This window comes from Psychrobacter sp. 1U1 (assembly GCF_051847535.1).
In the GTDB taxonomy this organism is placed as follows: domain Bacteria; phylum Pseudomonadota; class Gammaproteobacteria; order Pseudomonadales; family Moraxellaceae; genus Psychrobacter; species Psychrobacter saeujeotis.
This window is the reverse complement of sequence record NZ_JBPYDD010000002.1, coordinates 494272-509040: the sequence shown is the minus strand read 5'-3', so window position 1 is coordinate 509040 and position 14769 is coordinate 494272. Positions and strand designations below refer to the sequence as shown.

Sequence of the window (14769 nt, the reverse complement as noted above, 5' to 3'; positions counted from 1 at the left end):
AACATAAGGCAATTGAGTAGTATTGAACATAGGGGGTTCAATACATAACAAAATAAGGCTTTAGTACAGCCTTATTTTTTTGTTTAATGTTTATTTAAAATAATAAAAGTTTGCCAAACAATTCTGCCAAATGACGAGGACAATCTAATGACCCAAGTAACTGCAATGTTAGTGATGTTTGTTTTATATGGGTTGCTACCAGCAGCAGGGTTATATTTGGGGTATCGTGGCATCAAAAAAGTAACCGCTCCTAAAATGCTAGAATATGAAGCCATGCCGCAACTGGGTTATATCCCCGAAAAAAGCTTGCCAATTGAGGTCAAGACGACACTCGCCCAAATCAATCAAAAAGGCGAAAAGCTGCGTGCTATTTATGGAGATACCAATAATGATGGCAAAATTGATGACACAGATACGGTAACCGAGACCTATGTCATGATTCAGAATTTGATGGACATACATATCCCAGAGGCGGTAGCTGATTATCGCCGCTTGCATGACTTGGATGATGGTCGCGCTGATAACACCAAAATCAAGCACTCTAATGTCACGGGTAAAGAGGCGCTGCTTGAAGTGCTGAACACCATTAATACACAGTTTGACGATTTAATTAATGCTTCGTATCATCAAGATGGTCAAAAGCTACTCGCAACCAATCGTTATTTGCAGCAACGTTTTGATGGCGCTGTCTCTAATGCTCAGAGCTTACAAATAGACGATGATAACGACGTTAGTATCAACAAAAACCAAAGCTAGAAGAGTAAGAGTATATGAGTGTGCTGATAGGTGTTGGCATTGTGACCACGATTACTACTATTTATTTGGGTAAAAAAGGCTGGCAAGCGTTTCATAAAGCAGTCGGCATTACGCCAGGCGTGCTCAAATATCATGATCGTCATGCACCACTATCATTATCTACGATAAATTGGCAACAGCTAAACTTAAATAAAAAACACTTACAGGTTTTGCCCGATCATCAGTTACGCCAGTTGCAACGTATCGATGAAAAAGTAAATAGCTACTATGAGTACCAAAAAGCGTTATCAGGTCAAAATAAAACATCAGTGGTGACAGAGCAGCAGTTTATAGTAGACAAAATGCTGCATAATCGCTTGCCTGAAATGCTGGCCAGTCGTTACCATCTAGCGAGTGTTCATACAACTGTCAATCAGATAGAGGATCAAAAAAATATCGAAGCCGATGAATTATCACAACAGGTATTGGACAATATTGAACAGCGCTTAGATGGGTTGTTAGTACAAACGCAGACGCAGCACTTACAAGAGCTACAAGTTATGAAAAATTATATCGATAATCACGACAGCTAACTTATGCGTTAATACTATTATTGCAAAAGCTGTATAAAAAAGCTGCCAATGATTATGTCTCATTGGCAGCTTTTTGCTAAGTTGCGCTAAACTTTTAAAGCTTTATAGAGCAAAGACTTAAATAGTATTTTAATCAACGCTTATCACTACGATCTCGAGTATTACGCGTTCCACGACTTGCAGGGCTAGCACTACTCTTAGGTTTTGTGCTGTTACTGCGACTGTCATTGCGATTATCACTACGACGCGCTTTTAGTGGTTTGTTTTTGATGCGTTCTTGTTTTTCTTTGGCCGCGCCATGCAGACCCGTACCATAACGTGGACGTAAACTTACTAGATCCGTTAACGTATTAATGTCTTTTTTATCCAATTCTAAAAAACGTCCAGTACGTAACTCTTTTGGTAATGAGATCGTACCGTAGCGGGTACGTAGTAGACGACTGACCTTGAGACCTTGCGACTCAAACAGACGACGTACTTCACGGTTGCGTCCTTCTTTTAGCTTAACGTGATACCATTTATTGACACCCTCACCGCCACCTTCTTTAATGTCTTCAAATTGTGCCATACCGTCTTCTAACATGACCCCAGCGGTAAGAGTACGCGCAATCTCAGAGGTCACTTCGCCAAGTACACGTACCGCATATTCGCGAGTAATTTCATTAGAGGGATGCATCAAACGGTGTGCCATTTCGCCATCATTGGTAAACAGCAACAACCCAGTAGAATTGATATCGAGGCGACCAACCATCACCCATCGATCGTGAGTTAGCTTTGGTAAGCGTTCAAAAACCGTTGGACGACCTTCTGGATCTTTAGCGGAGCAGACTTCCCCTTCAGGCTTGTAATAAGCGATCACACGGCGACGCTTCTCGTTTTCGGCCGTGTATTTTATTTGACGACCATCAACGCGAATCTCATCACCTTGCTCAACGCGATCGCCAATCGTTGCTGGTCCATTGTTGACAGTTACTCGTCCTGATTTAATGACTTCTTCCATCTGACGACGTGAGCCAAGTCCCATACGGGCGAGGGCTTTTTGCAGTTTTTCATCTTTCATAATCGTGTCCTTGAGTCGGTTAAGTTACATTTCGCAATGTATCAACATCATTGAGTGAGTTTTAACGTGTATTCTACGCTATTTTAAAATATTTAGTGCATAAATTGCTTTATCCTTCATTTTTTAGGTGTTTTTGTATGTTTCAGGTTATCAAGAGACGCTAGATGTTAATAATCATTCATACCTTAAATGTTGCGTTCATATTTTACTGGTGAGATTTTACAGGTTATTTTCTGTTGTTTGAACCGTTAAAAGTGTTATTAACACCGTTCATGCTATTAATAGATATTTCTATTTCTCTTAAGTTATGTCGGTTGTTATTATATGAGTTGTAAGAAAAGAAACCTTTAATGTCGGAAATCCCACATTAAGTGAGTATTCTTCCATTACAAAAGTTTATAGAATATTGCGTTGTATTTGATTTAAGTGTATATTCATCGTTAATTAATTCGCTATTTCGAATACATGTATTTTTTTAATCCGTTTTTACGAATATATGTAACAAATATACTCGTTTTGAAGGATATAAGGTTGAGTAGACATCATGGTCAATAAGCATTTTATCCCTACGCAAAATTCCTCAAAAAAGTTGTTGAACGCATTATGTTTGTCGACTGTTGTGTTTCTTACTGGTTGCGCGACCACCATCAACGCAGGCTTGCAATCTGGGGATTTACCACCTAATGGTACTTTTGTAGCAGAGAACGGTATTCGATTCAATGTTCAGCCGTTAAACCTAGCTACCCTACCACCCAAGCAAGTTGCTGTACGCAATGATGATGTGACTCGTTTGATTCAATCTTCTAATCCAATGAATTATCGTATCGCGGATGGGGATATCTTAAGTATCGAGCTTGTTGGTTATCCAGATATCTCATCTTCATCATCCGCTGGAAGCTCTAATCCTTATGCGTCAGGTTTTCCTGTTGATCAACAAGGCTTTATTCAGTTCCCTATGATAGGTCGAATCAAAGCAAGTGGTTTGAGTGTACCGCAATTTACGAACATCTTAAGCGCAAGATTACAAAAGTATCTTAAGTATGCAGACCCACAAGTAAAAGTTATTAACTATCGTGGTAATAAGTTCTTTATTGATGGTGCAGTCAGACAACCTGGTGAATTTAACATTGAAGATGCGCCGGTAACGCTTTATGGAGCGATATCTATGGCGGGCGGAGCAACTGAAACTGGCGACTCAAACAATATTATATTGAATCGCAATGGGAAGAGCTACGAGCTAGGTTTACAGTCACTACGTGAAATGGGTTCATCAGCCAACCAAATATACTTACAAGATGGTGACTCTATCCATGTCAACAGCCAAAGCCGTAATAGGGTGCTTGTTTTGGGAGAGTTTGGACAAATCGAGCCTATCCCAATTCTTGAGCAAGGTCTGAGCTTATCTAGTGTATTGGGAGAGTCAAGAGGACTCAACGCTAGTACTGCCGATGCTGCCAAGATATATATCGTTCGTGATAATAAACAAGCGCAATATACCAATATATATTATGTCGATATGCAGACCATTACAAGTTTTGCTTTGGCCAATCGTTTTGAGATGCAGCCTAACGATATCGTTTACGTCGATCCAACGGGCCTCACTCGCTGGAACCGTGTGATCAGTGCCTTATTACCATCGACTTCTGCGGCAAGCCTAATTTCAGATTTTTAGATAAAAGCGTTGATTATGGCATTTGATAATATTTTAGTCGTTTGCGTAGGCAATATATGCCGTAGTCCGATGGCAGCTGCGATGTTAGCCAAGCGCTATCCGCAAAAGCGTATTGATTCTGCTGGCGTGTCAGCATTGGTAGATTATCCTGCTGACGCCAAAGCAATCGAAGTAATGGCCACTGACGATACAGATATTGACTCACATATTGCCAAACAGATTAGTGAAGATTTAGTAAGAAAGGCAGATTTGATTTTGACGATGTCAATCAGTCAAACCAAGTGGATTGAAGATAGGTGGCCACATTGCCGAGGCAAAACGTTTCGAATTGGCCATTGGATTGGTAAAGATATTGAAGACCCTTATGGGTTGCCTACATCGGTGTTTGAGGTTGCTAAGAGCAATATTATTGATAGTCTCGAGCAATGGAATGAAAAAATCATTTAAGTAGCGGATATGAATATGAAAACAGACTCACAGAAATTATCAACATCTGGCAATGATCGAGATAACAAAGAAATCGAGCTCTCAAGCCTACTTGGGTCGTTGTTACGTGGTTGGAAAATTTTGCTTTTTTTCACCTTATTGGGGCTGATAGCAGGAATAATATATACCCGCTACGTCAATCCGACGTTCCAATCAGATGCCTTGGTGCAAATTGATGCCAATCCGCAAGGTGTCTCAGCATTGGGTGAAAACATCTCTAACTTGGTGGGTTCTGGCAGCAGTCAGTCTCAAGAGGAAGCCGAATTAATAAAGTCACGGATGGTATTAAAACCAGTCGTTGATTCATTGCATTTACAGATTCGTCTAAAAAATCCTGAGATTAACGCGATAGACAGAATAGTAGAAGATCGAATTGACACGCCTGTCCACTCTGAAGAAGGAGTATCACTACAGACTGAAACTGGCGAAGTAAGAGTTAGTCAGTTTGATGTATCAGAAGAATACCTAGATCAAAGTTTCACTCTGAGCCGATCAGATACTGGTTTTGTGTTAAGTAGAGGCGCTGATACTTTTAAAGGCCAACTTAATCAACCTCATCAATTCAAAGGAACAAGAGGCTCAATTGACATTACGGTAGAAGATCTGCCGACTAATGGTCAGTCTATTGATATTACTAAGCAGTCGCTAAAAATTACAACTGATGCCATAAACGGTAATTTAACAGTCGAAGAAACAGGCAATATGACTGGTCTTATTCAGTTGTCTATGACTGGTCCGGACCAGCAACAAACGACCTTGATTTTAAATGAAATCGTGATGTCTTATGTTAACCAAAATAAAGCTCGTAGCTCTGAAGAAACTACTAAAACGCTTGATTTTATGGAAACACAAATCCCTGTCCTAAAGCAAAAGCTTGAAGAGTCTGAGGCAGCGTTTAACGAGTTTCGTAAAAGATACGGCACTATCGATGTCGCTCAAGAAGCCCAGCTATTGTTAGCTGAGGAATCTCGAATCGATGGTCAGTTGAGTGATCTAAAGCTGCAACAAGCCGAACTATCTACTTATTACACTGATGAGCATCCATTGGTTGTCCAGATTAATGACCAATTAAGAGTATTAAATAATAGAAAGCAAGAGATCAACAATACTGTTGCAGGCTTGCCTGAGATTCAAAGAGAGTTTTTGAAGTTATCAGAAGATGTCGATATTAACAGAGAGATTTATCTCACTATGCTCACAAACTATGAGCAACTAAAAATCGTCAAAGCAGGTCAAATTGGTTATGCACGTATTGTTGACCTACCTGTTAGCACTTATAACCCTATCGCACCAAAAGATAAGTTGGTAATTTTATTAACTACCGTGTTAGGCGCGTTAATAGGTGCCTTGATAGTGCTACTAAGAAGTGCAATGCGTAATGTGGTTCGGGATCCTGAAACGGTTGAGTCTAATACTGGTGTTCCAGTGATAGCAACCGTTCCGCGCTCAAAAGCACTAAAACGTCTGGGTAAGAATAAACGCGTAACCAATAAATTGTTGTCTTACTCTGATCACAATAGTGCAACTTATGAAGCCATAAAAAGTTTAAGAACCTATTTAATGTTTGGTATGCCAAGCGTTGCCAAGACCAATCAGCGCAGCCGTATCATTGTTGTCACAGGCGAGAGTCCAAACGTTGGTAAGTCTTTTATCGTCGCAAATTTGGCAGAAGTCTTTGCTCAATTGGATAAAAAGGTTTTGGTCATAGATGCAGACATGCGTCTTGGTAGTCTTCATAACGTGTTCAATATGGAACAAGATACGGGTCTTACGGACTACTTCACAGAAGAGCAAAGTACAGCGGTGAGTATCACTCATCCTACCAATATAGACAATCTTGATTTTATTTCACGTGGTCACAATGCCCGTAATCCATCGTCTATGTTAGCCAGTGAAAAGTTTAGTGGCTTGATGAACGAGCTGGCGGCTCATTATGATTACATCATTATTGACACGCCGCCTGTGCTTGCAGCCACGGATGCCGTCCTACTTTCTAAATACGCTGATCAAGTGGTTATGGTCACACGTCATAACGATTCATCAGAAGGTCAGTTGAACTATGCTGTCAAGCAGATGAATAAAGCAAATATTGAGGTGGACGGCATCATCATCAATGACCTGCAGCAAGGTATCTTGAGTAAGAATAGCTATCATTATACTTACACTTACGGCAATGCCCAATAATTGCGCTAACACAACCAGTTGAGTCTTATGTCTATGAAGCCAGAGCTTAATAAAACGTATTCTGCAAACAACAACACTGGTAATCGGTTATACAATACTGCCCAGCGATTGTTAGAGATGCCACGTGTCGCAAAGCGTGGGGTCTTTCTGACCACAGATATTGTGATGTCAATGGTCTGTCTATTTTTTGCCTTAGCTTTACGGTATGGCGACGTTGCTAACCATTTGAGTCCTTTGGCACTGTTTTTATATGCCTTACCTCCTGTTATTGGGCTTTACTTCATAGGCTTTTATAGGGGCGTTGCTCGTATCTTCTCTGATAGAGTCATGCGTAACGTATTACAGCTATTTATAGTACTGATCATTGCGTATGAAGTGATGAATTTTTTCGATATCTTGACTGATATACCGCGCTCAGTACCTATCTTGTATCTATTCTTATTCTTTGTTTGGTTGTGGGGCAGTCGCTTAAGCATACGTGAGTTTTTAGAGCGTAGTAATGGTGGTCAGCATAACCGTCTTAGTGATAAAGAAACTCAAGAGAACGTCATTATATATGGAGCAGGTGCAGCAGGTAGAGAACTGTTCGATGCGTTAGAGCGCTCAAACAAATACCGTACAGTTGCTTTTGTCGATGACAACCAACAGCTGGCTGGTGGTTACTTATTAGGCAAGAAGATACATGACGCTGCTGAAACCGTAGAGTTGGTAGATAAACTAGAAGTCTCACAAGTATTTTTGGCCATGCCATCTATCAGCCGCGCTCGCCGCAGACAGATCATCGAAGAGTTTGCAGAAGTATCGGTCAAGATTAAACAGCTGCCAAGCTTACATGAGATTGCTGCTGGACAAGTAACCGTAAGCACCATGCGTCCTGTTGATATCTTGGATGTACTAGACAGACAAACCGTTGAGCCTGACGCTGTTTTACTAAGCAAAAACATATCGGGTAAAAACATATTGGTTACTGGTGCTGGTGGGTCTATTGGCAGTGAGCTATGCCGGCAAATAATTAAAAACAAGCCTCAGTGTCTCATTCTTTATGAATTGTCTGAATATGCTTTATATAGTATTCATCAAGAACTTAAAAACCAGCAAATGCTCAACCCTGATTATAGTGATATTCAAATCATTGCCATGATTGGCAATGTGACCAATGAAGACAAACTTATTAGAGTCTTTAAAAAGTACAAGATTCATACGGTATATCACGCTGCTGCATATAAGCACGTACCTATTGTTGAGCACAATCCTTTTGAAGGTGTCATCAATAATTCTAAAGGGACTTATCACTGCGCTTATGCAGCATTGCAAGCCAAAGTTGAGACTTTTGTGCTTATCTCTACTGATAAAGCTGTAAGACCTACTAATATTATGGGTGCGTCTAAACGCCTAGCTGAGCTTGTGTGCCAAGGGTTGAGTCAAGTTAATAGTAAAACCTGCTTTAGTATGGTGCGTTTTGGAAATGTACTTGGTTCTTCAGGGTCGGTAATTCCATTATTTACCAAACAAATTGAGCAGGGCGGTCCGATTACAGTGACTCACCCAGATGTAACTCGTTACTTTATGACCATTCCTGAAGCGGCAAGTTTGGTGATTCAAGCGGGCGCGATGGCGACAGGTGGTGAAGTATTCGTATTAGATATGGGAGAGCCTGTCAAAATCGTAGATCTTGCTAAACGTATGATTTATCTAACAGGTTGTAAGCTTAAAGATAAAAATAACCCAGATGGAGATATGGAAATTGTTGTCAGCGGACTCAGACCTGGAGAAAAACTCTACGAAGAGCTTATCATCGGTGATGACAATGTAGAGCCTACGCAGCATCCCTTGATTCGACAGGCGATGGAGCAAAGCTTCCCGCTAATGGATATCGAAAATATGCTGTCTCAATTAACCCGTAGATCGCAGCCACATGATGTGGAATGGCTAAAAGAAGAGTTCAAATATTTTGTAGAAGGCTATCATGAAGGTTCAGCGCCTTCATAAACCTTCTCAAATAAAACAACCATTACGCTAAATGATCAAAACTATTTTATAAACTTATCTAGTAAGGAACGTTATGAGAAACATAGAAGATATAAAGATAGCAGTTATTGGCCTAGGTTATGTGGGTCTACCGCTGGCAGTTGAATTTGGCAAAAAAGTCCCTGTTATAGGCTTTGATATCAACGCAAATCGTATTGCTGACTTGCAATCAGGTGCAGATCATACCTTAGAGGTGAGTGACGAAGAGTTATCTCAAGCCACGCATCTGAGTTATACCTCAGATATTCAAGCACTCAAAGACTGCAACTTTTTTATCGTCACGGTACCGACACCGATCGATGATTTTAAGCAGCCTGATTTGACACCTTTAATTAAAGCCTCAACAGCAATAGGTGGCATTATCAAAAAAGACGATATCGTTGTCTATGAGTCTACCGTTTATCCAGGGGCAACAGAAGAAGTATGTATCCCTGTACTTGAAGAGGTGTCTGGATTGGTATTTAACCAAGACTTCTATGCAGGTTATAGTCCTGAACGTATTAACCCAGGTGACAAAGAGCATAGAGTAGTCAATATTCTAAAAGTCACTGCAGGCTCTACGCCTGAAATAGCAGACTTCGTCGACGATGTATATAACCTAATTATCATTGCTGGTACGCATAAAGCTGCGAGCATCAAGGTTGCAGAAGCAGCAAAGGTTATCGAAAATACTCAAAGAGACGTGAATATTGCTCTGATTAACGAATTAGCCGTTATCTTTAACAAGATGGATATCGATACCGAAGCAGTACTTACCGCAGCAGGTACTAAATGGAACTTTTTACCGTTCCGTCCAGGTCTAGTTGGTGGGCATTGTATCGGTGTCGATCCTTACTATTTGACGCATAAAGCACAGGCTATCGGTTATAACCCTGAGATCATCTTGGCTGGCCGTCGCCTTAACGATGGTATGGGAGAGTATGTCACGACTCAGCTCATCAAGAACATGATCAAAAAACGTATTCAAGTAGAAGGCGCAAAGGTGCTCATACTTGGACTAAGTTTTAAAGAAAACTGTCCTGATGTACGTAATACCAAAGTTATCGATATTGTCCATGAGTTAAAAGAATATAACATCGAAGTCGACATTTATGATCCTTGGGTAGATAAAGAGGAAGCCCATCGTGAATATGGCATCACACCAGTCAATGAACCTCAAGCAGGGCATTACGACGGTATCATTCTAGCAGTTGCTCATTCAGAGTTTACCGATATGGGCGTCAGTAGTATCAGAGAGCTGGGTAAAGAAAAACATGTACTTTATGATTTAAAATACGTATTTGCAAAAGATGAAACTGATATTCGCCTGTAAATACAAGATATATAGATAATAAGGAAGTACCATGACGCAATATGAACAAACAACACAAACACTGGCCAATAATCCAAAGCAATGGCTAATTACTGGCGTGGCAGGTTTTATCGGCTCAAACTTACTTGAGACCTTATTAAAGCTGAACCAAACTGTAATAGGTTTGGATAATTTTGCGACAGGCCATCAAAAAAACTTAGATGAAGTACAGTCATTAGTATCTGCAGAGCAATGGCAACGTTTTCGCTTTATTGAAGGCGATATCAGAAAAGTAGATGACTGTCATAAGGCTTGTGAAGGTGCGGACTACGTATTGCATCAAGCTGCGCTAGGCTCTGTTCCTCGCTCTTTGGCAGACCCTATTGCCACTAATGAGACTAACATCTCAGGGTTTTTGAATATGTTAGTAGCGGCACGTGATGCAGAAGTTTCGAGCTTTACTTACGCAGCAAGCAGCTCAACCTATGGCGATCATCCTGCATTACCTAAAGTAGAAGACGCTATCGGTAAGCCATTGTCTCCATACGCTGTGACCAAGTATGTCAATGAGTTGTATGCAGAAGTATTTGCACGCAGTTATGGATTTAACTCTGTCGGTTTGCGCTATTTTAATGTATTTGGCAGACGCCAAGATCCAGACGGTGCTTACGCTGCGGTGATCCCAAAGTGGACAGCTGCTATGATCGCTAATGATGACGTCTATATTAATGGCGATGGCGAGACTAGTCGTGATTTTTGTTATATCGACAATACCGTGCAAGCGAACATATTAGCAGCAACATCTACCAATCCCGAAGCCAAGGATCAAGTCTACAACGTAGCAGTAGGTGATAGAACGACGTTAAATGATTTGTTTAACTCGATTAAGTCAGCATTAGCAGAAAATGATGTGAAGTATGATAAAGAGCCTGTATATCGAGACTTTAGGGAGGGTGATGTAAGACATTCTCAAGCAGATGTGACTAAAGCAAAAAACTTATTAGGGTATAAGCCTCAGTTTGATATTAGTCAAGGTATCGATAAAGCCATGCCTTGGTACGTTAAGTCGTTAGCAAATTAATAGTTGAGTTTTATGTTTAGTAAAGTTCGCACCATGCTACGTAATAAAGATACTAGCCAATTGCTAAAAAACTTTTTTTCACTAGCAGTTTTAAAGCTTGTTAATGCTGTATTACCTTTCGTTACTTTGCCTTATTTGATTAAGGTGCTAGGGATACAGCAATATGGGGCGATCGTATTAGCACTGTCATTGATGGCTTATTTTCAAGCAGTGACAGACTATGGTTTTAATCTGTCAGCGACACGAGAAATTGCAAGGCATCGAGCCAATAAGAGACAACTAAGTTTTATTTACAGTAAAACAATCATTACTAAAATGTACTTACTGTTATTCTCTTTAGCTGTATTAGTACCGATAATTTTGCTTGTACCACAGTTTAGAGAGGATTTACTTGTATATCTATTAATGTGTTTGATGCTTATAGGCCAAACCTTATTCCCTGAGTGGTTTTTTCGGGGTGTTGAAAGAATGGGTTATATAACGGTTTTAAATCTTATAGTTAAGCTTTCATTTACTATAGGCGTTTTTATATTGATAAAAGCTCCACAAGACTATTGGATATACCCATTTTTATTAGGGATAAGCTATATTATAGTGTCATTTATTTCACATTATATAATAATAAGTAAATTCAATTTAAAGCTAATTTTTGTGGGTATTAAAAGAGTTAAAAAAACATTAAAGATTGGTTTTCCATTATTTGTAAATCAATTCGTTCCAACTCTTTTTAATAATACAACCAATTTTCTTGTTGGAATGATACTAGGTAAGGCATCTGCAGGTTATTTTGGTGCTACAAGACAAGTTGTACAGTTATTGACTGTCTTTAATTCTGTGGTATCAGGTGTGGCTTTTCCATACTTAATTAGGTATAAAGAAAAGTTTGATGTTTTTAGCAAGTATTATTTAATTTTGATAGCAGCTATTTCAGTTTTCTTATTAGTAGTACATCAGTATATTTTTGATATTATTGGTATAAAGTATAGTTTTGACTCAGAAGTCTTTTATATTCTTATTGCTGGATTTTTAGCTATTGTTTTCTACAGTGTTTACTCTACTAACTATTTAATCTCAAGAGGTTACGATAAGATAGTAATGAGAATTACAATAATAGCATCAACCATAGGATTTATATTATCCTTCCCGCTTATTTATAAGTTTGGACTATTAGGAGGAGCTACTAATATATTTATAGGTCAATTAATTTTAGGGTCTGGATCCTACTACTATTTCAAAAAAATAAACGAGGGCGTAAAGCATGCAAGCTAAAAAAATTGTAAAAAATAAAGTTGTTGGGAGCTGGAAATTTTTGTCAGCGTATTCTGCATTCCATAAGCTTCATAAGTCAATATATAACTCTCCTGATTTTCAAAAAGTTAGTCTAACAAAAGATGAAAAGACAGAATACCGTAATTATTGGAAAGCTGTATCCCCAGTTATTAGCTTCAAGACAGTAGAGATATCAAAATCGTTATCGGGATCTTTTAATAAGCGTATTATTCCTGAAGAGTTTTATAGCTTATATATTGAAAGATTCTTAAATAATGAAAGAAATGTTGAGTTTCTAGCGCACAAAAGCGTATATAACAAATGGTTTGGTAGAGGTATTTTCCCAAAAGACTTCTTTCATAAGTTAGATGGTAGTTATTATACGTATGAATTTGAAGCTATAGACGATATTGAAGCATTTATTGATAAAGAAGTTGACAGTACTGACTTTCCCATTGTGATTAAACCCAATAAAGACAGTTATGGTGGTAAGGATGTTTACTTTGTTAATAGCAAAGAAGATATCAAAGAAATTATAAAACAACATCCGAACTTAGTAGTCCAAGAAAAGATAGAACAGTCTGAACTAATAAATGCTTTTAATAAGGATAGTATAAATACTGTTCGTGTAAGCTTATATAAAGATAAAGATAATGTAGTACATATGCTCAATTCCGGTATACGTATAGGAAAAGATGGAAGCTTGGATAACGTATCTGATGGTGGAATAGTCTGTAGTATAAAACTCAATGGAATGCTGAATGAGTATGCAACCGATATAGATGAAAAAAAATATTTAAGTCATCCCAATTCAGGTTTTGTGTTTGAAGGAGAGAGCTTACCACTATATGAAGATTTGGTAGAAGCCAGTAAAAGCATTGCCAGATCTGTTATAGGTGCTCGTATAATCAGTCTTGATATGGCTCTAGACTCTACTGATAGATGGCGGTGCATAGAGATAAATCTGTTTGGTCAAACTATAAGGATTCCACAAAACGCAGGGGAATCATTCTTAGGTGAATATACTGATGAGATCATCAATGATCTAATTAAGTCTAAAAGATGATCTATTTTTATCAATGCTTCATCTAATAATGATAATAAATTTACAATCAGTAGCTAAAGAACGTAATTTTATAGTTAAGGTCATATTGTTTTTAGGTAAAAAATAAAAATGTTAATTATAGGGGCTTAGAATTATGAAGGTATATATCGCCACACTACCTAATGGATTTTTTGGTAGTACTGGTCAAAGTTGGCAAAGTATAGATGTTAAAAAAGTATCAAGTCTTTTGAATTGTGATAGTGAAATTATAACTATCAATGACCTAATGAATATTGACTTCGATAAAACGGATATAGTTTTTTACACTTCTAGTGATGAGGAAAATATTAGACTATATCTAAGAGATGTCATGTATTTCATTAATAAAAAATGTAGAATTATACCAAGTTACGACATACTTATGAGTCACGAAAATAAAGGATTTCAGGAGTTGTATAGAACTGAATTAGGTTTTGGTAATCTAAAAGGAAATTACTTCTTTGATATCGATGACTGTAACTTGCCACTACCAAAGGTATTAAAAACAGTAAGTGGGTCAGGTAGTAGTGGTGTATTTTTAGTAAAGAATGAAAAAGATCTGTTAGATGTTAAGAAAAAACATTTCAATGTATCGAATAAGAGAAAAGTAATAAAATTTCAACGAAAAATTAAATTACAAGCTGAAGAGTTTTCAATATACAACTACAGGCATAAAGGGTTTAATAGGTTTGTTGAACAAAAATTTATACCTAACCTAACAAATGATTTTAAGATTTTAGTATTTGGTGACAGGTACTATAGTTTAAAAAGAAACATTAAAGAAGGTGACTTTAGAGCGAGTGGTAGTGGGCTGTTTGAGCACGTAAAGCCTCCGAAAGAGACTTTAGACTATGCGAAGAGTATATTTGATGAAATGAACAATCCTTATGCTTCGTTAGACATTGCTCAATCACCTGATGGTTGTCATTTAATAGAGTTTCAAGGTACTAATTTTTCGCCGGGTACTTTATTGAAAGCGCCAAGTAGATATGTTTGTACAAATGGAGAGTGGGTTAAAGAGAAGAATAATCAAGATCTTGAGGAAAATTTTGCATATGCCCTAAATTTTTTTATGAAAAGTAATGAATCGATATCTTTACAAAATATTTTAAATATGAAATTTAGAAATGAAAGTTTAAAAGTTTTATAAGAACGTAGGAAGTAGATACAGCTAATATACCTCGAACATTATTTTCATATAAAAATAGTTAAGTTTTTTACAGTATTAACCGTTTTTTCAGGAATACTGGAATGTATACGAGATTTACCTTATTTTCAGACCTATG

At 38.1% G+C, this 14769-nt stretch carries 12 protein-coding genes; 11 read left to right on the top strand and 1 reads right to left on the bottom strand.

All coding sequences use genetic code 11. From position 1 onward, the window contains the following. Positions 1 to 147: 147 nt before the first annotated feature. The gene (locus ACS8FB_RS04380) at positions 148 to 756 is read left to right on the top strand and encodes a hypothetical protein (protein ID WP_439261198.1); all 609 of its coding nucleotides are present in this window, start codon (positions 148 to 150) and stop codon (positions 754 to 756) included. Between the two features lie 14 nt (positions 757 to 770). Beyond that, a complete protein-coding gene (locus tag ACS8FB_RS04375) occupies positions 771 to 1328 on the top strand; it encodes a hypothetical protein (protein ID WP_439261197.1) in 558 nt (185 codons plus the stop codon). A gap of 133 nt (positions 1329 to 1461) precedes the next feature. Here the strand turns inward: ACS8FB_RS04375 and rluB are convergent, their stop codons facing one another. Beyond that, positions 1462 to 2388, bottom strand: coding sequence for a 23S rRNA pseudouridine(2605) synthase RluB (rluB, locus tag ACS8FB_RS04370; RefSeq protein WP_439261196.1), 927 nt, complete (start codon positions 2386 to 2388; stop codon positions 1462 to 1464). A 607-nt stretch (positions 2389 to 2995) separates the two neighbouring features. Between rluB and ACS8FB_RS04365 the strand changes: the two genes are divergently transcribed. The 9 genes from ACS8FB_RS04365 to ACS8FB_RS04325 all read left to right on the top strand — a co-directional run bounded on the left by ACS8FB_RS04365 (position 2996) and on the right by ACS8FB_RS04325 (position 14633). Continuing rightward, positions 2996 to 4060 (top strand): polysaccharide biosynthesis/export family protein, encoded by a 1065-nt coding sequence (locus ACS8FB_RS04365; protein ID WP_439261194.1) that lies wholly within the window; start codon positions 2996 to 2998, stop codon positions 4058 to 4060. Between the two features lie 15 nt (positions 4061 to 4075). After that, complete coding sequence (locus tag ACS8FB_RS04360; RefSeq protein WP_439261193.1) at positions 4076 to 4507, top strand: low molecular weight protein-tyrosine-phosphatase; 432 nt, start codon at positions 4076 to 4078, stop codon at positions 4505 to 4507. 9 nt (positions 4508 to 4516) lie between these two features. Next, on the top strand, positions 4517 to 6730 hold the full coding sequence (locus tag ACS8FB_RS04355; protein WP_439261192.1) for a polysaccharide biosynthesis tyrosine autokinase: 2214 nt from the start codon (positions 4517 to 4519) through the stop codon (positions 6728 to 6730). Positions 6731 to 6763: 33 nt separating this feature from the next. Further along, positions 6764 to 8719, top strand: a complete 1956-nt coding sequence (locus ACS8FB_RS04350) for a polysaccharide biosynthesis protein (RefSeq protein ID WP_439261301.1) — start codon at positions 6764 to 6766, stop codon at positions 8717 to 8719. Between the two features lie 73 nt (positions 8720 to 8792). After that, the gene (gene tviB, locus ACS8FB_RS04345) at positions 8793 to 10070 is read left to right on the top strand and encodes a Vi polysaccharide biosynthesis UDP-N-acetylglucosamine C-6 dehydrogenase TviB (protein ID WP_439261190.1); all 1278 of its coding nucleotides are present in this window, start codon (positions 8793 to 8795) and stop codon (positions 10068 to 10070) included. Between the two features lie 31 nt (positions 10071 to 10101). Further along, positions 10102 to 11130: an NAD-dependent epimerase/dehydratase family protein gene (locus tag ACS8FB_RS04340; protein WP_439261189.1), complete on the top strand. Its 1029-nt coding sequence runs from the start codon at positions 10102 to 10104 to the stop codon at positions 11128 to 11130. Between the two features lie 33 nt (positions 11131 to 11163). Further along, positions 11164 to 12399 carry a flippase gene (locus ACS8FB_RS04335; RefSeq protein ID WP_439261187.1) on the top strand — a complete coding sequence of 412 codons (1236 nt, stop codon included), beginning with the start codon at positions 11164 to 11166 and terminating at the stop codon, positions 12397 to 12399. Then, positions 12389 to 13465, top strand: coding sequence for a sugar-transfer associated ATP-grasp domain-containing protein (locus ACS8FB_RS04330; protein ID WP_439261186.1), 1077 nt, complete (start codon positions 12389 to 12391; stop codon positions 13463 to 13465). Before ACS8FB_RS04335 ends, ACS8FB_RS04330 begins: the two co-directional genes overlap by 11 nt. Positions 13466 to 13598: 133 nt before the next feature. Next, a complete protein-coding gene (locus ACS8FB_RS04325; RefSeq protein WP_439261185.1) occupies positions 13599 to 14633 on the top strand; it encodes an ATP-grasp domain-containing protein in 1035 nt (344 codons plus the stop codon). Positions 14634 to 14769: the final 136 nt, after the last annotated feature.